Here is a 19,659-nt window from a genome sequence, read left to right as displayed (position 1 = left end):
TTAGCTCAGAAAAGGTGCGTCATGCAGCCCTTCGTAATTGCTCCGTCGATTCTCTCCGCCGACTTCGCCCGCCTGGGTGAAGAAGTGGACAATGTTCTGGCCGCTGGCGCCGATTTCGTGCATTTCGATGTCATGGACAACCATTACGTGCCCAACCTGACCATCGGTCCGATGGTCTGCGCGGCCCTGCGCAAGTACGGCGTGACTGCGCCAATCGACGCGCACCTGATGGTCAGCCCGGTAGACCGCATCGTCGGCGACTTCATCGAAGCCGGCGCCACGTACATCACCTTCCACCCGGAAGCCACCCAGCACGTCGACCGTTCCCTGCAACTGATCCGCGAAGGCGGCTGCAAGTCGGGCCTGGTGTTCAACCCGGCGACCCCGCTGGACGTACTCAAGTACGTGATGGACAAGGTCGACATGATCCTGCTGATGAGCGTCAACCCAGGCTTCGGCGGGCAGAAGTTCATCCCCGGCACCCTCGACAAGCTGCGTGAAGCGCGGGCATTGATCGATGCTTCCGGTCGCGACATTCGTCTGGAAATCGACGGCGGCGTGAACGTGAACAACATTCGCGAAATCGCCGCGGCGGGCGCCGACACCTTCGTCGCCGGCTCGGCCATCTTCAATGCGCCGAACTATCAGGAAGTCATCGACAAGATGCGTTCCGAACTGGCGCTGGCTCGCCCATGAGCGGCTTTGAGCAGCTGTTCCCGGGAAGCCTGCCAAGGCTGGTGATGTTCGATCTGGATGGCACGCTGATCGATTCGGTCCCGGACCTTGCGGCGGCGGTGGATAACATGCTGCTCAAACTCGGTCGCGCACCGGCTGGCATCGAGTCGGTACGCGAGTGGGTCGGCAACGGCGCTCCGGTGCTGGTACGACGTGCGCTGGCCGGTGGTCTCGACCATTCGCAGGTCGATAACAGCGAAGCCGAACGGGCGCTGGAGATTTTCATGCAGGCTTACGGCGAAAGCCATGAGCTGACCGTGGTCTATCCCGGTGTGCGCGATACCCTGAAATGGCTGCACAAGCAGGGCGTCGAAATGGCACTGATCACCAACAAGCCGGAGCGCTTCGTCGCACCGCTGCTGGATCAGATGAAAATCGGTCGTTACTTCCGCCTGATCATCGGCGGCGACACCCTGCCACAGAAAAAGCCTGACCCGGCGGCGCTGTTTTTCGTCATGAAAATGACCAACATTCCGGCCTCGCAGTCCTTGTTCGTCGGCGATTCGCGCAGCGATGTGCTGGCGGCGAAAGCGGCGGGGGTCAAGTGCGTGGCGTTGAGTTATGGCTATAACCATGGCCGGCCCATCGCCGAAGAGTCGCCGACACTGGTGATCGACGATCTGCGCAAGTTAATTCCCGGTTGCCTGGATCCGGCCGCTGAGATAACGTTGCCCGACGCTGTTCAATCCCCTCCTGGAAATCCCATCGTGGTGGTCACTCGCAAACTCTGGATGAAAGTCATCAAGGCCCTGGCCCGCTGGCGTTGGCGCGCCTGACTTTTACCTGGCCGGTTCCCCGGCGCGTTTGCATACCTGACTGTTAGACCCTCAAGCCACGAGGCACATCATGATCCGCGAAGAATTCCTGCGTTTGGCCGCTGCCGGCTACAACCGCATCCCGCTTGCCTGCGAAACCCTGGCCGACTTCGACACTCCACTGTCGATCTACCTGAAACTGGCTGACGAGCCCAATTCCTACTTGCTGGAGTCCGTACAGGGCGGCGAGAAGTGGGGCCGTTACTCGATCATCGGCCTGCCGTGCCGCACCGTGATGCGGGTTCATGACCATCATGTCAGCGTGACCGTCGATGGCGTCGAGACCGAAAGCCATGACGTGGAAGACCCGTTGGCCTTCGTCGAAGCCTTCAAGGCGCGCTACAACGTACCGACCATCGCCGGCCTGCCGCGCTTCAATGGTGGTCTGGTGGGTTACTTCGGTTACGACTGCGTGCGTTATGTGGAGAAGCGTCTGGGCAAGTGCCCGAACCCGGATCCGCTGGGCGTGCCGGACATTCTGCTGATGGTTTCCGACGCGGTCGTCGTATTCGACAACCTCGCCGGCAAGATGCACGCGATCGTCCTCGCCGATCCGGCGCAGGAAGACGCCTTCGAACAAGGTCGCGCGCGCCTGGAAGAGTTGCTGGAAAAACTCCGTCAGCCGATCACCCCGCGCCGTGGCCTGGACTTCAGCCAGCAGCAAGCGGCCGATCCGGTGTTCCGTTCCAGCTTCACTCAGGACGATTACGAAAAAGCCGTCGACACCATCAAGGAATACATCCTGGCCGGTGACTGCATGCAGGTCGTGCCGTCGCAACGCATGTCGATCGACTTCAAGGCTGCACCGATCGATTTGTACCGCGCACTGCGCTGCTTCAACCCGACGCCCTACATGTACTTCTTCAACTTCGGCGACTTCCACGTCGTCGGCAGTTCGCCGGAAGTGCTGGTGCGGGTCGAAGACAACCTGATCACCGTGCGCCCGATTGCCGGCACTCGCCCGCGTGGGGCCAACGAAGAAGCCGATCTGGCGCTGGAAAAAGACCTGCTGTCGGATGACAAGGAAATCGCCGAGCATTTGATGCTGATCGACCTTGGCCGTAACGACACCGGTCGCGTATCGGAAATCGGTTCGGTGAAACTCACCGAGAAGATGGTCATCGAGCGTTATTCCAACGTGATGCACATCGTGTCCAACGTCACCGGCCAATTGAAGGCTGGCCTGACGGCGATGGATGCACTGCGGGCGATTCTACCGGCGGGCACCTTGTCCGGCGCACCGAAGATTCGCGCGATGGAAATCATCGACGAGCTGGAACCGGTCAAGCGTGGCGTCTACGGCGGTGCGGTCGGCTACTTCGCCTGGAACGGCAACATGGACACCGCCATTGCGATCCGCACGGCGGTGATCAAGAACGGCGAACTGCACGTGCAGGCCGGTGGCGGCATCGTCGCCGACTCGGTGCCGGCGCTGGAATGGGAAGAAACCCTGAACAAGCGCCGCGCGATGTTCCGCGCCGTGGCGCTGGCTGAACAAACTCCGCAAGGCTGACCGATGAACGTTGCCCATCTGCCGGCCGTCTTGAGTGATCAAGCGCTGGACGCGGCGGGCCATTCATTCGAAGGCCGTATTAGTAGTCAGTGAATTCAAGAGGTTCTTAACGCCATGTTGCTGATGATCGATAACTACGACTCTTTTACCTACAACGTTGTGCAGTACCTCGGTGAGCTGGGCTCCCAGGTCAAAGTCGTGCGCAACGATGAACTTACCGTTGCCGAAATCGAAGCCCTCAACCCAGAGCGCATCGTCGTCTCGCCCGGCCCTTGCACCCCGACCGAAGCCGGCGTCTCGATTGACGTGATCAAACACTTCGCCGGCAAGTTGCCGATTCTCGGTGTGTGCCTGGGCCATCAGTCCATCGGCCAGGCCTTTGGCGGTGATGTGGTCCGAGCCCGTCAGGTCATGCACGGCAAGACCAGCCCGGTGTTCCACGAAGACAAAGGCGTCTTCGAAGGCCTGAACAACCCGCTGACGGTCACGCGCTATCATTCATTGATCGTCAAACGCGAAACCTTGCCGGATTGCCTCGAGCTGACCGCATGGACCCAACTCGAAGACGGCTCGGTCGACGAGATCATGGGCCTGCGTCACAAGACCCTGAACATCGAAGGCGTGCAGTTTCACCCTGAGTCGATCCTGACCGAGCAGGGCCACGAACTGTTTGCCAACTTCCTCAAACAAACCGGCGGCACGCGCTAAGGACTACTCATGAATATCAAGACAGCCCTGGGCCGTATCGTCGATCACCTCGATCTCAGCACCGATGAAATGCGCGATGTGATGCGCGAAATCATGACCGGGCAATGCTCGGACGCGCAGATCGGCGCGTTCATGATGGCCATGCGCATGAAGAGCGAAAGCATCGACGAGATCGTCGGCGCCGTGTCGGTGATGCGCGAGTTGGCGGACAAGGTCGAACTCAAAACCCTCGACGGCGTGGTCGATGTGGTGGGCACCGGCGGTGACGGTGCCAATATTTTCAACGTTTCGACTGCTTCCGCATTCGTCGTAGCGGCGGCCGGTTGCACCGTGGCCAAACATGGGAACCGTGCGGTCTCGGGCAAGAGTGGCAGTGCCGACTTGCTGGAAGCGGCCGGCATCTACCTGAACCTGACCCCGGTTCAAGTGGCGCGTTGCATCGATAACGTCGGTATAGGTTTCATGTTTGCCCAGACTCACCACAGTGCCATGAAGCACGCCGCCGGACCGCGCAAGGATCTGGGCTTGCGTACGCTGTTCAACATGCTCGGCCCGCTTACGAATCCGGCCGGTGTGAAACATCAGGTGGTGGGCGTATTCACTCAGGCCCTGTGCCGTCCACTGGCGGAAGTGTTGCAACGTCTGGGCAGCAAGCATGTGCTGGTGGTGCATTCGAAAGATGGCCTGGACGAGTTCAGCCTGGCTGCCCCGACTTTTGTCGCGGAACTGAAAAACGATCAGATCACCGAGTATTGGGTCGAGCCGGAAGACCTGGGCATGAAGAGCCAGAGCCTGCACGGCCTGGCGGTGGAAAGCCCGGCAGCCTCTCTGGAACTGATTCGCGATGCACTGGGCAAGCGCAAGACCGAGAACGGTCAGAAAGCCGCCGAGATGATCATGCTCAATGCCGGCGCGGCGCTGTACGCCGCTGACCATGCCAGCAGTTTGAAAGAGGGCGTGGCCCTGGCGCACGATGCGCTGCACACCGGTCTCGCTCGGGAGAAGCTCGAGGAACTGGGTGCGTTTACCGCGGTATTCAAAGTGGAGAATGAGGGATGAGTGTACCGACGGTTCTGGAAAAGATTCTGGCGCGCAAGGTTGAAGAAGTTGCCGAGCGTAGCGCTCGCGTAAGCCTCGCCGAGCTGGAAAACCTGGCCAAGGCGGCCGATGCACCCCGTGGTTTCGCCAAGGCGTTGCTGGCTCAGGCCAAGCTGAAACAGCCGGCAGTCATCGCTGAAATCAAGAAAGCCTCGCCGAGCAAAGGCGTGATCCGCGAGAACTTCGTTCCCGCCGACATCGCCAAGAGCTACGAGAAGGGCGGCGCGACCTGCCTGTCGGTACTCACTGACATCGACTATTTCCAGGGTGCCGATGCGTACCTGCAACAGGCCCGCTCGGCGTGCCAGCTACCGGTGATCCGCAAGGACTTCATGATCGATCCCTATCAGATCGTCGAAGCCCGGGCCCTCGGTGCTGACTGCGTGCTGTTGATCGTCTCCGCACTGGATGACGTGAAGATGGCCGAGTTGGCGGCCGTGGCCAAAAGCGTCAACCTCGATGTGCTGGTGGAAGTCCACGATGGCGACGAGTTGGAGCGGGCCTTGAAAACCCTGGACACTCCGCTGGTTGGAGTGAACAACCGCAACCTGCACACCTTCGATGTCAGCCTGGAAACCACCCTCGACCTGTTGCCGCGTATCCCGCGCGATCGACTGGTGATCACCGAGAGCGGCATCCTCAATCGCGCCGATGTCGAACTGATGGAAATCAGCGACGTCTACGCGTTCCTGGTCGGCGAAGCATTCATGCGCGCCGAAAGCCCGGGCACCGAGTTGCAGCGCCTGTTCTTCCCTGAGCGCGGTATTCCCGTCAGCGGCTCGACCCTCGACTGACCCCTACCATTGCAGGCAACCCGGTTCCCTGTGGGAGCGGGCTTGCCCGCGATGAGGCCCTCAAATTCCCTAAAGACTTCATATCTGCCGGAGTCGTCTATGTCGCTGCCAATCTCTATGACCATCGAAGCCGGCCTGCAAGCCGAACAGGATCTGCTGGCCTCGGTCTGTGCCGGCGACGCCGAGTTCGGCCTGTTGTTCTGGCAACCGAATGACCAGGCATTAGTGATGCCGCGTCGCTTGAATCGCCTGCCAGGCTTTGAATCCGCCTGTGAAGTCTCGGCTGCGGCGGGTTGGCCCGTATTGTTGCGCGATACCGGCGGCGAACCGGTGCCCCAATCAGCCACAACCATCAACATCGCACTGGTGTACGCACCGCCGCGCAGCGAAGGCGACCTGAATCGCATCGAATCCGGTTATCGGCGTCTATGTGATCCGATCTGCCAGTTGCTGGACGAGTTGGGTGGTACTTCGTCGCTGGGCGAAATCGATGGCGCATTCTGCGATGGCCGCTTCAACGTCAATCTCGACGGGCGCAAGATGGTCGGCACTGCCCAGCGCTGGCGCCAGAGCCAGGGCGGCTCGCGCCCGGTTGGGCTGGTGCACGGTGCAATGTTGATCGATGACGAGCGTGAGTCGATGGTCGCGGCGGTCAATCGCTTCAACGAGGCTTGCGGGCTGGAGCAGCGAGTGCGTGCTGAAAGCCACATCGCCCTGCATGAGAAGTTCACAGCGCCACATGCGTTGGCGCGTCTGGATGAACTCTACCGGTTGATGCTGGCGCAAATGTTCAGCGGCTAGGTTTCGAGCTTATCGCGTACCGAAAACCACCATGGTCTTGCCTTTGACGTTCACCAGGTTGCGTTCCTCCAGATCCTTGAGCACGCGACCGACCATCTCCCGCGAACACCCGACAATCCGTCCGATTTCCTGACGGGTCACCTTGATCTGCATGCCATCGGGGTGGGTCATTGCGTCAGGTTGCTTGCACAGTTCCAGCAGGCAGCGCGCGACGCGACCGGTCACGTCAAAGAATGCCAGGTCACCGACCTTGCGGGTGGTGTTGCGCAAGCGCTGTGCGATTTGTCCGCTGAGCACGTAAAGAATGTCTGGATCTTGCTGCGACAATTCACGGAATTTCGCGTAGCTGATCTCTGCGACTTCGCATTCGATCTTGGCCCGCACCCAGGCGCTGCGTTCCTGTTCCAGACCTGCCTGCTCGAAAAGCCCCAACTCGCCAAAGAAGTCCCCGGCATTCAAGTAGGCGATGATCATTTCCCGACCGTCATCATCTTCGATCAGGATCGTGACCGAACCCTTGATGATGAAGAACAACGTTTCCGAGCGGTCGCCGGCACAAATGATATTGCTCTTGGCCTGATAGCGACGGCGCTGGCAATGCATCAGCAACTTGTCGAGGTTCTTGATCTTGGGTGTGGGGGTAATAGCAACCATGGTTGTATCCCGAAAAGACTGCACGGTGTGTTTGGATTTTTTTATGAGTTTCGGAAGATGCGGCAACGCTGGCTATGCGCCAGCGAATTGGCGTCAGCTTACCAGACACTTCCTGCAATATTCGAGAAATTACCTACAAGGCGGATGGTTATGTCCTAGGAAGGCAAACGCTGTCAATCAAGGGGCCTGTGCTAAGCTGGCGACCCTTTTTTATACAGTGGAGTCTTGGCGATGAAGGCACGCATCCAATGGGCTGGCGAAGCCATGTTCCTCGGCGAATCCGGCAGCGGTCATGTCGTGGTCATGGACGGTCCGCCCGATGCCGGCGGTCGTAACCTGGGTGTCCGTCCGATGGAAATGCTCCTGCTGGGTGTTGGCGGTTGCAGCAATTTCGACGTGGTCAGCATCCTCAAGAAGTCCCGTCAGGCGGTCGAGAGCTGCGAAGCCTTCCTCGAAGCCGAGCGCGCGACCGAAGATCCAAAGGTGTTCACCAAGATCCACATGCACTTCGTGGTCAAGGGCCGTGGCTTGAAAGAAGCCCAGGTCAAGCGCGCTATCGAGCTGTCCGCCGAGAAGTATTGCTCGGCCTCGATCATGCTGGGCGCGGCCGGTGTCGAGATTACCCACGACTACGAAATCATCGAACTCGGTTGAATCGACATTCAACTATCATAAAAGCAGTGCAGACTCTGGCGATCCCCAGCTGACGTCTGCATAATGCGCCACTTTTTTCAGGGTGGTGGCCCGTCAGCCGACAGGCCGCACACCCGAACAGACAACCAAAATCGCCATCGCGAAGAGGTGTTAACCGTCCTACGCAGGTGCGTCGTTCGCATCTGACGGGCATGCTTGATCACGCGGCCGGGCCGCAATACATAGAGAGTTTTTAACGGTGAAAAGCAAACTCAAGCTCCACGGGTTCAATAACCTGACAAAGACCTTGAGCTTCAACATCTATGACATCTGCTACGCGGAAACCCCGCAAGACCAACAGGCTTACGTCGAGTACATCAATAAAGAGTACAACGCCAAGCGCCTGACGCAGATCCTCACAGAAGTTGTCGATATCATTGGTGCCAACATCCTGAACATTGCCAGTCAGGACTATGAGCCACAGGGCGCCAGCGTCACGATTCTGATCTCGGAAGAGCCGGTGACCCCGACTGAAAGCCAGATCGAAGAATCCCCGGGCCCATTGCCCGAAATCATCCTGGCCCACCTCGACAAGAGCCACATCACGGTGCACACCTACCCGGAAATCCATCCGGACGACGGTATTGCGACCTTCCGTGTGGATATCGATGTGTCGACGTGCGGGGTCATTTCACCGCTTAAAGCGCTCAACTTCCTGATTCACCAGTTCGATTCGGACATCGTGACCGTGGATTACCGTGTGCGCGGCTTCACCCGTGACGTTGAAGGCAAGAAACACTTCATCGACCACGAGATCAACTCGATCCAGAACTACCTCTCCGAAGACACCCGCGACGCGTACCAGATGACCGACGTGAACGTGTACCAGGAAAACCTGTTCCACACCAAAATGCTGCTGAAGAACTTCGAACTGGATAACTACCTGTTCGGCGACGCCACCAGCAGTCTGTCGTCTGAGCAGCGTGCCCAGGTGACCGATCGTGTGAAGCACGAAATGCTTGAAATCTTCTACGCACGCAACATGCCGAACTAAGAATCTCGAGCACAAAAAAAGGCGACCTCGGTCGCCTTTTTCATGTCCGCCGCAAATCTTTGTAGGAGCATGGCTTGCCCGCGATAGCGTCCTTGAGACCGTCATCGCGGGCAAGCCATGCTCCTACAAAAATCCGCAGTGCTCAGATCCGATAAGTACTCTTGGTCATCACCTTGGCCATCAAGCTCATTCCGAACTTCACCGGCGCCGGAAAACGGAAACCACCGGCGTCCAACGCGCTTTCGGCATGCTGCTCTTCATCGATGCGCATCTGCTCAAGAATCGCCCGGGACTTTTCATCCTCGGCCGGCAGTTGCTCCAGGTGTTCATTCAGGTGCTTGCAGACCTGATCTTCCGTCGCCGCGACAAAACCCAGGCTGACCTTATCGCTGATCAGTCCCGCAACGGCGCCAATCCCGAATGACATGCCGTAGAACAGCGGGTTGAGAATGCTGGTGTGGCTGCCCAACTGATGGATGCGTTGCTCGCACCAGACCAGATGGTCGATTTCTTCTTCGGCGGCATGTTCCATGGCGGCGCGCACTTGCGGCAGCTTGGCGGTCAGGGCCTGACCTTGATACAGCGCCTGGGCGCAGACTTCACCGGTATGGTTGATGCGCATCAGACCGGCGACGTGGCGGGTGTCTTCGTCGCTCATCTTCACATCCGGCTGCACGATGGCGGGCGACGGACGGTACGGTTGGCCACTGGAGGGCAGCAAGGTACGCATCGCGGCATCGGCTTGCAGCAGAAGACGGTCAATCGGCGAGTAGTGACGTTGGGTAGTCATGCTGACCTCCGGAGGAATCTCGGCGGCCAGTTTAACGCAATCGGCCGGGGAAGGTTTGCGCTGGGTCATTGTGATGCAGTTGTCATGACAATGCTGTGATACCCCAATGGGAACGACGCTGCGCCGTTCCCATCGGGCTTGCTGCAATCAGCCCGGTGGCCAGTGCATCTGACGCTGACCCAGCACGTGCATATGAATGTGATAGACCGTCTGCCCACCTTCTTCATTGCAGTTCATGACAACGCGGAAGCCTTTTTCGCAACCCAGCTCCAGGGCCAGGCGCTGGGCAGTGAACAGAATGTGCCCGGCCAATGCCTTGTCGTCCTCAGTGAGGTCGTTGAGGGTGCGCACCGGTTTCTTTGGAATTACCAGGAAATGCACCGGTGCCTGTGGGGCGATGTCGTGGAAGGCCAGTACCTGGTCGTCCTCGTAGATGATCTTGGCCGGGATTTCCCGGTTGATGATCTTGGTGAACAGAGTATCCACAGCTGTTTTCTCCGTTGTTTGGGCTGGCCTGAGTGTACTCATGGGTTGTTCCCGAGCCCAGCCTTTACCTGTAAACGTTCAGCGCGGGCAGTGCGCCTTGATGACCATGCCAGTGATTGTCCGGATCAGCCAGCGCGAGCCGAACCGGGGCAGGGCGGCGAACCAGCGGTTGCGCCGTCCCGGAATAATGATTGCGCGATTTTTCTCCAGCGCGCGCACGGTGTAGAGCGCAACTTCTTCCGGGCTCATCAGCAAATTGCTGTTTGCCAGTTTGTCGTTGTTCAACTGCGCGGTGCGGAAAAATGCGGTGCGGGTCGGACCGGGACAAAGCACTGAGACCTTGACCGCACACTTTTTCAACTCGACACGCAGGCCTTCGGAAAAGTGCAGCACATACGCCTTGCTCGCGTAATACGTGCTCATCCATGGGCCAGGGTGGAAAGCCGCGACCGAGGCAACGTTAAGAATCTGCCCGCCACCTTGCAGCGCCATGCTGTTACCGATTGCATGGCACAGGCGAGTAAGGGCCAGAATGTTCACTTCGATCAGGTCTTGTTCGGTCATCCAGTCCTGAGCCAGGAACGGGCCACAGGTGCCAATGCCGGCGCAGTTCACCAGCAGATCGATCTGCCGGTCACCTTCTTCCAGCTCCAGCAGGAATCCGGACAGCCGCAACGGCTCGCCCAGGTCGCAGGCACGGAACAACACTTCCACGCCAAACCGTTGAGTCAGTTCAATCGCAATACTTTCCAGCTGATCACGCTGTCGGGCCACCAGTATCAGGCTGCGGCCACGGCGGGCCAGCGCTTCGGCCATGGCCAGGCCAATGCCGCTGGAAGCGCCGGTGATCAGAGCGTAACGGGTCATGCAGTTCTCCATCGCAACAGCTCCACACCGCGACGCAGGTGTCGCGGGCGGGGAGCGCTGTTCATTCTTGCGCAGAGTCTACAGGGGGCTGGGCTTCTTCGGCTGCATCGTCGGCGGAATTTGCCGGTGATTCGGTCTCGACGTCGATTTCTTCGGTGGTCACCGAACCGCTCTGGTAGCTGCTTTCGAGAGTGTTTTCGTATTCGTCCTGAATGGCCGAGATCCCGCCCGCCAGTGCGCCGACGATCATCAGCGCGATCAACACCACCCACAACGACGACAACACCTTGACCGCCGTGCTATTGGGCGGCGGTGGCGCGCCGTAGCGGTTGGCGACGTTGGTGCCCGGCATCGCCAGCATCACCAGCGGAAAGAAGCTGCCTACGAACGGCACCAGGTTCAGCAGCCACAACCAGCCTGACCAGCCGATGTCATGCAAGCGCTGAACGCTGATCATGATGCTGACGATCAGAAACCCGAGGCATAGGAAGAAGGCGAGGATGCCGCCGACGATCAGGCCGGCAGTCGAATCGCTGCTGACCAGGGCCAGGCCGACGAGGGCAAATACGGCGACGACTGCAATCGTAATCAGGCTCAACACCATCGACCACGCGAGAAAACGCAGGCGTCCGATGCGGCCTTCAACACCGAAGGGCTTGAGCGTGGCGAATTCGGGCAAGCTTTCGCCGACACGGGCTTGCGGCGGCGCGTAAGGGGATTCGGGTTCTGACGGGGCGGCCGCAGGGGCGTGATGCTGAACGTCGGCCAGATTCAGCTCAACCGAGGTTTCGGATTCGATACGGGCGTCGATGCCAGTGTTCTTCAGGGCTTGCAGATATGTCTGTGCATCGGCCTGCGACAGTTCACGTTTGAGTGTGACCGGTTGACCGCTGAACAGACGTTCGACGGCGGCGACTTCGCTCTTGTACAGCGCGGCGAGATTGAGCTTGGCGGTGGAGAGCTCAACACCCGGCAGTAGCGTGCCGTCGAATACGATCTTGAAACGGTTTTCGCTCATTGCCGAGGCATCCTTGTCGCGAGTGTATGAATTCGGAGTGTAAGGCCAGCCTGGTGTGGCTGGCCCGGATTTTCAACGTGGCCAGCGCTTATGCAGTTGTTCGGCCTGCTCGAGTGCCTTGCGGTATTCGGCGTCGAGGCGCGCGACCAGTTGATCGACGCTCGGCAAATCGTCGATTTCACCAACACCCTGACCCGCAGACCACACGGTTTTCCAAGCCTTTGCTTCATCGCTGATTGGCTTGAGCTTGGAGCCGAAATTGACCTCACCCTTGTTTTGCAGCGCGGCCATGTCGAAACCGGCAGCCTCCAGGCTCTGGCGCATGAAGCTCGCCGGCACACCTGACACCGCTGGAGTATGGACGATGTCTGCGGCTCTGGCAGTCAGCAGCATCTCTTTATAGGCTTCAGGCGCATGACTTTCAGTAGTGCCGATAAATCGCGTGCCGAAGTAGGCCAAATCCGCACCGAGCAATTGCGCGGCGAGAATTTCATGGCCGTGGTTCAGACAGCCGGCAAGCAGCAGGGTCTTGTCGAAGAACTGGCGGATTTCAGCAATCAGCGAGAATGGACTCCAGGTCCCGGCATGCCCGCCAGCGCCCGCAGCGACAGCAATCAAACCATCCACGCCAGCCTCGGCGGCCTTCTCGGCATGGCGGCGAGTCGTCACGTCATGGAAAACCAGGCCGCCATAACTGTGGACCGCATCGACCAGTTCCTTCACCGCTCCGAGGCTGGTGATCACGATCGGCACTTTGTGCTCGATGCAAATCTCCAGGTCAGCTTGCAGCCGTGGGTTGCTGTTGTGAACGATCAGGTTTACCGCGTACGGCGCGGGGTTTTCCAGCGTCGCCAATCCGGCTTCGATCTCTTCCAGCCAGGCCCTGAACCCGCTGCTCTCGCGTTGGTTCAGGGCCGGAAAACTGCCCACCACGCCATTGCGGCAGCAGGCGAGCACCAGTTGCGGATTGGAAATCAGGAACATCGGCGCCGCCACCACGGGCAGACGCAAACGTTGGTCGAGCAGAGCGGGCAGCGACATTGGAAGTACCCCGATGAGTTATGTTTCCTGGAGTTAGAACGGTCGAACGACAACCAGAATTACAATTGCCAGCAATATCAGAACCGGCACTTCATTGAACCAGCGAAAAAAGACATGGCTGCGGGTGTTCTCGCCACGGGCAAAACGTTTCACCTGTGCGCCGCACATGTGGTGGTAGCCGATCAGCAACACGACCAGGGTCAGTTTGGCGTGTATCCAGCCACCCTGGCTGAAGATGCCGGGATTGAGGTAGATGAGCCAACCGCCGAAGATCAGCGTGGCAATCATCGCCGGGCCCATGATGCCCCGGTACAGCTTGCGCTCCATGACGCTGAAGCGTTCCTTGCTGATCGAGTCTTCACTTTGTGCGTGATAAACGAACAGGCGCGGCAGGTAGAACAGTCCGGCAAACCAGCACACAACGCTGATGATGTGAAAAGCTTTGAGCCATAGATAAAGCATTTTTAGTTATTCCCAGGTTCACGGTAGCCGGGATAGTAGAGGCTTGAGCGTCCGCACGTCACCTTGCCGGTTGTCGCAGGACGATACGGGCCCTATTATCGACGGCTTTCCAGTGGGTTCGTTGAGGGCAGGTTTATGGTCAAGGTCGGTATCGTCGGCGGCACGGGTTACACCGGTGTCGAACTGCTGCGCCTGTTGGCGCAACATCCGCAAGCTGAAGTGGTTGTCATCACTTCCCGATCCGAGGCCGGCCTGGCCGTCGCCGACATGTACCCGAACCTGCGAGGCCACTACGACGGCCTGGCGTTCAGCGTTCCGGACATCAAGACCCTGGGCGCTTGCGACGTGGTGTTCTTCGCTACGCCGCACGGTGTTGCGCATGCCTTGGCAGGTGAGTTGCTGGCAGCCGGAACCAAGGTCATCGACCTGTCGGCCGACTTCCGTCTGCAGGATGCGGATGAGTGGGCCAAGTGGTACGGCCAGCCGCACGGTGCGCCGGAGTTGCTGGACGAAGCGGTCTACGGCCTGCCGGAAGTCAATCGTGAACAAATCAAGAAAGCGCGCCTGATTGCTGTGCCGGGTTGCTATCCGACCGCTACGCAATTGGGTTTCCTGCCATTGCTCGAAGCGGGTCTGGCCGATGCTGCGCACCTGATCGCCGACTGCAAATCCGGCGTCAGCGGTGCTGGCCGTGGCGCTTCCGTAGGCTCGCTGTACTCCGAAACGTCGGAAAGCATGAAGGCCTATGCCGTCAAAGGGCACCGTCATTTGCCGGAAATCCGCCAGGGGCTGCGTCGTGCAGCAGGCGAGGACGTTGGCTTGACCTTCGTTCCGCACCTGACGCCGATGATCCGCGGGATTCACTCGACGCTCTACGCAACTGTCGTGGACCGCTCCGTGGATTTGCAGGCGCTGTTCGAAAAGCGTTATGCCAACGAACCGTTCGTCGACGTCATGCCTGCTGGCAGCCATCCGGAAACCCGCAGCGTGCGCGGTGCCAACGTTTGCCGTATCGCGGTGCATCGTCCGCAGGATGGTGATCTGGTGGTCGTGTTGTCGGTGATCGACAACCTGGTCAAAGGCGCGTCCGGTCAGGCGGTACAGAACATGAACATCCTGTTCGGTCTGGATGAACGTCTGGGTCTGTCCCACGCGGGCATGTTGCCGTAACGTTGATTGCGCACAGTAAAAAGGCCCGTTGAACGGGCCTTTTTGCATTTTGGGCTGGCGATTGGATTGGTTGATATACCATAACAATAGTTGACCGCTTTTCTAGGAGAAGCGGATAATGCGCGTCATCACGCAATATGACGGCGTAACGCCGGGAGATAGTCAGCATGAGCGTCGAATCCTTCACCCCCACGGCTTTGCAATTCACCCACGGTGCCGCGCACAAGGTGAAGAGCCTGGTCGATGAAGAGGGGAATGATCGCTTGAAGCTGCGCGTATTCGTTACGGGCGGCGGTTGTTCAGGTTTTCAGTACGGCTTCACTTTCGATGAGGAAGTGGCCGATGACGACACCATCGTCGAGCGCGAGGGTGTCAGTCTGGTGGTCGATCCGATGAGCTTCCAATACCTGGCAGGTGCCGAGGTGGATTACCAGGAAGGTCTTGAAGGTTCGCGTTTCGTCATCAAGAACCCGAATGCGACCACCACGTGTGGCTGTGGCTCTTCGTTCTCGATCTGATCAGAACGCCAGTTTCATCAAAACGCCGCATGGCCTCACGGCATTGCGGCGTTTTGCTGTCCGGGGTTTTATGCCGGGTAGATGGCGCCCAATACGCGCAAGCCGCGAGCGCCGGTGACACTTGGGCGATTGGCGGCGATGCCTTCGAGACAGCAGTGGGCCAGCCAGGCAAAGGCCATGGCTTCGACCCAGTCCGGGTCTACTCCGTATGCGGAAGTACTGCTGACTTTCGCCTTCGGTAACAGGCTGGCCAGGCGATTCATCAGCGTCGAGTTGTGCGCGCCACCACCGCAGACCAGCACCTCTTGAGTGTCTGTCTGGGCACTTTGCAGTGATTCAACGATGGTCAGTGCTGTCAGCTCAAGCAGCGTTGCCTGTACATTCTCGGCGGGGAAGGCAGGCAATTGTGCGAGGTGCTGCATCAACCATGGCAAGTTGAACACTTCCCGGCCGGTGCTCTTCGGACCTTGGGTCACGAAGAATGGATCGCTGAGCAGCGCCTTCAATAGAGTCGGTTCGACCTTGCCACTGGCGGCCCATTGGCCGTCACCGTCGTAGTTGTCACCGCGTTGCTGGTGAATCCAGGCATCCAGCAATACATTCCCCGGGCCGCAATCGAAGCCGGCGACTGGCTTGCCAGGTTCGATCAGGCTGAGATTGCTGAAGCCGCCGATGTTCAGTACGGCGCGGTTGCCAGCGCGTTCTTCAAACAGGGCTTCGTGGAAGGCTGGAACCAGCGGCGCGCCTTGGCCACCGGCAGCGACGTCGCGGCTGCGGAAGTCGCTGACCACGGTGATGCCAGTGAGCTCGGTCAGCAGGGCCGGGTTACCGATCTGCACCGTGAAGCCGCGCGCGGGCTCATGGCGGATGGTCTGCCCGTGGCTGCCAATCGCGCGAATGTCTTCAGGTTTGAGTTGCTGTTGGGCAAGGAGGGCGTTAATGCCCTGAGCTGCGAGTTTCACCCAGTTCTGCTGGGCGATGGCGGAGCGGGCGATCTCGTCCGGACCACTTGCGCACAAGCCAAGCAGCTCAGCGCGCAGGGATTCAGGCATAGGGATGTAATGCGTGGCGATCAGCCTGATCGCCGGTGACTGCTCGATCAGCGCAATGTCCAGGCCATCAAGGCTGGTCCCGGACATCACACCTATATAGAGCGCCATGGCTTAACGTTTACTCGAAGCCAGTTGCGTGGATTTCTCTTGGTCCATGCGCGCCATCAGCGGCTGGCTTTGTGCGAGGAAGCGCGCACGTTCGGCTTTGGAGATCGGATCGGCCATTGCCACTTTCTGCCCCAACGGATCAACGTGCACGCCGTTGACCTGGAACTCATAGTGCAAGTGCGGGCCGGTCGACAGGCCAGTGGTGCCGATGTAGCCGATGACCTGACCCTGTTTGACGTTGCTGCCGGTCTGAACGCCCTTGGCAAAGCCCTGCATGTGGCCGTACAGCGTGCGGTAAGTGTTGCCGTGCTGGATGATCACGGTGTTGCCGTAACCACCGCGACGCCCGGCCAGCAATACTTTGCCATCGCCAGCGGCCTTGATTGGCGTACCGCGTGGGGCTGCGTAGTCGACGCCTTTGTGGGCGCGGATCTTGTTCAGGATCGGGTGCTTGCGACCCATGGAAAATTTCGAGCTGATGCGGGCGAAGTCTACCGGGGTACGGATGAACGCCTTGCGCATGCTGTTGCCGTCAGCGGTGTAGTAGCTGCTATTGCCTTGTTTGTTGGTGTAACGCACGGCGGTGTAGGTCTTGCCGCGGTTGGTGAATCGCGCAGACAGGATCGGGCCATTGCCGACGGCTTTGCCGTTGACCACTTTCTGCTCGTAGATCACATCGAATTCATCTCCCTGGCGAATGTCCTGGGCGAAATCGACGTCATAACCAAACACGCTGGCCATGTCCATGGTCAGGCTGTGGGACAGGCCCGCACGTGCGGCGGACTGCGACAGCGAACTGTTGATCACGCCGTGGACATAGGCGGAGCGCACGGTTGGCTTGGCGGTAATGCGATTGAACGTATAACCCTTTTCGTTCTTGCTCAGGGTGATGGTTTCGAGGTCGCTGACCTTGCTGTGCAGGCTGGTCAACTGGCCTTCGGGGCTCAATTCGAATTCAAGTTTCTGCCCGTGCTTGAGCTGGCTGAACTGCTTGGCTTGCTTATCGCTGGCCAGCACTTCATGCACCGCCGTTGCCGGCAGACCCACCTTCTCGAACAGTGTGGAGAGAGTATCGCCCTTGGCGACTGTCACTTCCCTGTGGTTTGGCGCCTTCTTTTCTTCGGCAACCGGTGCTGGTTCGGTTTGAGCGGTTTCCTGGGTGTCTTCAGCGCTGTTATCGATCTGCGCGAAAGGAGAAGCTGCTGGCTCATTTGTGGCTTGGATGGCCTCAGCAGCGTCTTGTTCTTGTGTCAGTTGTTCAGCAGGGCTTTCCAGTTCAAGACTCAAGGTTGTCTTTTTGGCTTCAACATCACTGGAAGGGAATACCAGAAGCGCCAGGCTCAGGAGGGCGGCGATACCGCTTGCTGCGAGCAGGTGGGTCTTCGGGTAAAGCGGTGGCGCTTTAGACGATTCTTTGGTCATAAGTAGTGTTTTGACTTTGAAAAAGATGAATTGGAAAAGATGAATGACATGATGAAGATGAAATAACTGTATAAAATATAACCAAATCATCTCTGAAGCAAGTCTACGGATGTTATGTCCGTGGTTTGGCGTCCGTGCGCCGGGCAAACCTTGTATTTGACGTGCGATCTTGTATGGTTGGTCCCCTTTGAATCTGAGCCTTGCGGGTCTGTTATGAAGTCGGTTGAAGAGCAGCTAGCGCTGATCAAACGTGGTGCAGAAGAACTGTTGGTCGAGTCTGAGCTTGTTGAAAAGCTCAAGCGCGGCCAGCCGCTGCGTATTAAGGCAGGCTTCGATCCGACCGCGCCGGATTTGCACCTGGGTCATACCGTGCTTATTAATAAGCTGCGCCAGTTCCAGGAGTTGGGTCACCAGGTGATCTTCCTGATTGGTGACTTCACCGGGATGATTGGCGATCCGAGCGGCAAGAGTGCAACTCGCCCTCCGCTGACCCGCGAGCAGGTTCTGGAAAACGCCGAGACCTACAAGACTCAGGTCTTCAAGATTCTTGATCCGGCGAAAACCGAAGTAGCCTTCAACTCCACCTGGATGGATCAGATGGGGCCGGCCGACTTCATTCGCCTGACATCGCAGTACACCGTGGCGCGCATGCTTGAGCGCGATGACTTCGACAAGCGTTACACGACCAATCAGCCGATCGCCATTCACGAGTTCCTCTATCCGCTGGTCCAGGGTTACGACTCTGTTGCCTTGCGTGCTGATGTCGAGCTGGGCGGCACCGATCAGAAGTTCAACTTGCTGATGGGGCGTGAGCTGCAGCGTGGTTATGGCCAGGAGGCACAGTGCATTCTGACAATGCCATTGCTGGAAGGTCTGGATGGCGTGAAGAAGATGTCCAAGTCCTTGGGCAACTACGTGGGTATCCAGGAAGCGCCGGGCGTGATGTACGGCAAGCTGGTTTCCATTCCGGATGCGCTGATGTGGCGCTACTTCGAATTGCTCAGCTTCCGCTCCATGGATGAGATCAATGCTTTCCGTGCTGATGTAGAGGCGGGCGCTAATCCGCGTGACATCAAGATCAAGCTGGCCGAAGAGATTGTTGCGCGTTTTCATGGTGAAGAGGCTGCGGCCAATGCTCATCGTGCGGCGGGTAACCGTATGAAGGATGGCGAGCTACCGGATGATCTGCCGGAGATCGAGTTGACTGCTGCCGAGGGCATGCCGATTGCTGCTGTCCTTAATAAGGCAGGCCTGGTGAAGAACTCTGCTGTTGCGCGGGATCTCCTCGGTTCCGGAGGTGTACGTATAGATGGTGAGGTTGTCGACCGCACCTTTATATATGCACTGGGCGCGACCCATGTTTGCCAGGCCGGCAAGAAGGCATTTGCGCGTATTACGCTCAAATCCGAATAAACCTGAAATTAAGGGTTGACGGCGAATTTTAGAAGCCTATAATTCGCCCCACTTCCGGCGCAGTCGAAACGGAAAACTCCTTGGTAAACAACGAGTTACGCAGTTTTCGGCAGCAGGTTGCTTCAGGTCATCGAAGCCAAAAGGAAGTTGAAAAAGAGGTGTTGACAGCAGCGTGTAACGCTGTAGAATTCGCCTCCCGCTGATGAGAGATCTGAAGCGCAAGTGGTTGAAGTTGTTGAGGAATTCCTTGAAAGCTTCTGAAAATAATCACTTGACAGCAAATGAGGCTGCTGTAGAATGCGCGCCTCGGTTGAGACGAAAGATCTTAACCAACCGCTCTTTAACAACTGAATCAAGCAATTCGTGTGGGTGCTTGTGGAGTCAGACTGCTAGTCAACAGATTATCAGCATCACAAGTTACTCCGCGAGAAATCAAAGATGTAACCAACGATTGCTGAGCCAAGTTTAGGGTTTTCTCAAAACCCAAAGATGTTTGAACTGAAGAGT

Annotated in this window: 21 protein-coding genes; 12 read left to right on the top strand and 9 right to left on the bottom strand. The window is 58.4% G+C overall.

Annotated features, from left to right (window positions below; genetic code table 11):
• Positions 1-21: 21 nt before the first annotated feature.
• From rpe to ACM110_RS09265, 7 genes are all read left to right on the top strand, one after another.
• Complete coding sequence (gene rpe / locus ACM110_RS09295) at positions 22-696, top strand: ribulose-phosphate 3-epimerase (RefSeq protein WP_053162900.1); 675 nt, start codon at positions 22-24, stop codon at positions 694-696.
• On the top strand, positions 693-1,511 hold the full coding sequence (locus ACM110_RS09290) for a phosphoglycolate phosphatase (RefSeq protein WP_338583461.1): 819 nt from the start codon (positions 693-695) through the stop codon (positions 1,509-1,511). The genes rpe and ACM110_RS09290 overlap by 4 nt, the downstream gene beginning before the upstream one ends.
• Positions 1,512-1,581: 70 nt before the next feature.
• Positions 1,582-3,063: an anthranilate synthase component I gene (gene trpE, locus ACM110_RS09285; RefSeq protein ID WP_338583460.1), complete on the top strand. Its 1,482-nt coding sequence runs from the start codon at positions 1,582-1,584 to the stop codon at positions 3,061-3,063.
• 114 nt (positions 3,064-3,177) lie between these two features.
• Positions 3,178-3,771, top strand: coding sequence for an aminodeoxychorismate/anthranilate synthase component II (locus ACM110_RS09280; RefSeq protein ID WP_096514722.1), 594 nt, complete (start codon positions 3,178-3,180; stop codon positions 3,769-3,771).
• Positions 3,772-3,780: 9 nt separating this feature from the next.
• Complete coding sequence (gene trpD, locus ACM110_RS09275) at positions 3,781-4,830, top strand: anthranilate phosphoribosyltransferase (RefSeq protein ID WP_416127535.1); 1,050 nt, start codon at positions 3,781-3,783, stop codon at positions 4,828-4,830.
• Positions 4,827-5,663 carry an indole-3-glycerol phosphate synthase TrpC gene (trpC, locus tag ACM110_RS09270; RefSeq protein WP_416127534.1) on the top strand — a complete coding sequence of 279 codons (837 nt, stop codon included), beginning with the start codon at positions 4,827-4,829 and terminating at the stop codon, positions 5,661-5,663. Before trpD ends, trpC begins: the two co-directional genes overlap by 4 nt.
• A gap of 99 nt (positions 5,664-5,762) precedes the next feature.
• Positions 5,763-6,464, top strand: a complete 702-nt coding sequence (locus tag ACM110_RS09265; RefSeq protein WP_416127533.1) for a biotin/lipoate A/B protein ligase family protein — start codon at positions 5,763-5,765, stop codon at positions 6,462-6,464.
• 9 nt (positions 6,465-6,473) lie between these two features.
• Here the strand turns inward: ACM110_RS09265 and crp are convergent, their stop codons facing one another.
• A complete protein-coding gene (gene crp / locus ACM110_RS09260; RefSeq protein ID WP_416127532.1) occupies positions 6,474-7,118 on the bottom strand; it encodes a cAMP-activated global transcriptional regulator CRP in 645 nt (214 codons plus the stop codon).
• 231 nt (positions 7,119-7,349) lie between these two features.
• On the opposite strand from crp, the gene ACM110_RS09255 reads away from it, so the two are divergent.
• Together ACM110_RS09255 and speD are read left to right on the top strand one after the other, a co-directional pair.
• Complete coding sequence (locus ACM110_RS09255) at positions 7,350-7,772, top strand: OsmC family protein (RefSeq protein WP_008061600.1); 423 nt, start codon at positions 7,350-7,352, stop codon at positions 7,770-7,772.
• A 238-nt stretch (positions 7,773-8,010) separates the two neighbouring features.
• Positions 8,011-8,805: an adenosylmethionine decarboxylase gene (gene speD / locus ACM110_RS09250; RefSeq protein ID WP_416127531.1), complete on the top strand. Its 795-nt coding sequence runs from the start codon at positions 8,011-8,013 to the stop codon at positions 8,803-8,805.
• A 142-nt stretch (positions 8,806-8,947) separates the two neighbouring features.
• Here the strand turns inward: speD and coq7 are convergent, their stop codons facing one another.
• The 6 genes from coq7 to hemJ form a co-directional block, all read right to left on the bottom strand.
• Complete coding sequence (gene coq7 / locus ACM110_RS09245; protein WP_416127530.1) at positions 8,948-9,595, bottom strand: 2-polyprenyl-3-methyl-6-methoxy-1,4-benzoquinone monooxygenase; 648 nt, start codon at positions 9,593-9,595, stop codon at positions 8,948-8,950.
• A 147-nt stretch (positions 9,596-9,742) separates the two neighbouring features.
• A complete protein-coding gene (locus ACM110_RS09240) occupies positions 9,743-10,081 on the bottom strand; it encodes a histidine triad nucleotide-binding protein (RefSeq protein ID WP_008027110.1) in 339 nt (112 codons plus the stop codon).
• A 78-nt stretch (positions 10,082-10,159) separates the two neighbouring features.
• Entirely contained in the window at positions 10,160-10,948 is a 789-nt protein-coding gene (locus tag ACM110_RS09235; protein ID WP_416127529.1) for an SDR family NAD(P)-dependent oxidoreductase, read from the bottom strand.
• Between the two features lie 61 nt (positions 10,949-11,009).
• On the bottom strand, positions 11,010-11,966 hold the full coding sequence (locus tag ACM110_RS09230) for a DUF805 domain-containing protein (RefSeq protein ID WP_416127528.1): 957 nt from the start codon (positions 11,964-11,966) through the stop codon (positions 11,010-11,012).
• 72 nt (positions 11,967-12,038) lie between these two features.
• Positions 12,039-13,007: an NAD(P)H-dependent flavin oxidoreductase gene (locus tag ACM110_RS09225; RefSeq protein WP_416127527.1), complete on the bottom strand. Its 969-nt coding sequence runs from the start codon at positions 13,005-13,007 to the stop codon at positions 12,039-12,041.
• Between the two features lie 33 nt (positions 13,008-13,040).
• Positions 13,041-13,469 (bottom strand): protoporphyrinogen oxidase HemJ, encoded by a 429-nt coding sequence (hemJ, locus tag ACM110_RS09220; protein ID WP_416127526.1) that lies wholly within the window; start codon positions 13,467-13,469, stop codon positions 13,041-13,043.
• A gap of 135 nt (positions 13,470-13,604) precedes the next feature.
• Between hemJ and argC the strand changes: the two genes are divergently transcribed.
• Complete coding sequence (gene argC, locus ACM110_RS09215; protein WP_416127525.1) at positions 13,605-14,639, top strand: N-acetyl-gamma-glutamyl-phosphate reductase; 1,035 nt, start codon at positions 13,605-13,607, stop codon at positions 14,637-14,639.
• Positions 14,640-14,806: 167 nt separating this feature from the next.
• Positions 14,807-15,157: an iron-sulfur cluster insertion protein ErpA gene (gene erpA / locus ACM110_RS09210; RefSeq protein ID WP_007906865.1), complete on the top strand. Its 351-nt coding sequence runs from the start codon at positions 14,807-14,809 to the stop codon at positions 15,155-15,157.
• Positions 15,158-15,225: 68 nt separating this feature from the next.
• Here the strand turns inward: erpA and ACM110_RS09205 are convergent, their stop codons facing one another.
• Together ACM110_RS09205 and ACM110_RS09200 are read right to left on the bottom strand one after the other, a co-directional pair.
• A complete protein-coding gene (locus ACM110_RS09205) occupies positions 15,226-16,317 on the bottom strand; it encodes an anhydro-N-acetylmuramic acid kinase (protein WP_416127524.1) in 1,092 nt (363 codons plus the stop codon).
• Positions 16,318-16,320: 3 nt separating this feature from the next.
• Entirely contained in the window at positions 16,321-17,739 is a 1,419-nt protein-coding gene (locus ACM110_RS09200; RefSeq protein WP_416127523.1) for an OapA family protein, read from the bottom strand.
• 213 nt (positions 17,740-17,952) lie between these two features.
• On the opposite strand from ACM110_RS09200, the gene tyrS reads away from it, so the two are divergent.
• Positions 17,953-19,152, top strand: a complete 1,200-nt coding sequence (tyrS, locus tag ACM110_RS09195) for a tyrosine--tRNA ligase (protein ID WP_416127735.1) — start codon at positions 17,953-17,955, stop codon at positions 19,150-19,152.
• Positions 19,153-19,659: the final 507 nt, after the last annotated feature.

Source organism: Pseudomonas sp. NFX98, assembly GCF_047784845.1.
Taxonomy (GTDB): Bacteria; Pseudomonadota; Gammaproteobacteria; order Pseudomonadales; family Pseudomonadaceae; genus Aquipseudomonas.
Note: the sequence above shows the minus strand (reverse complement) of the source record. Positions and strands in the feature narration are given on the sequence as shown.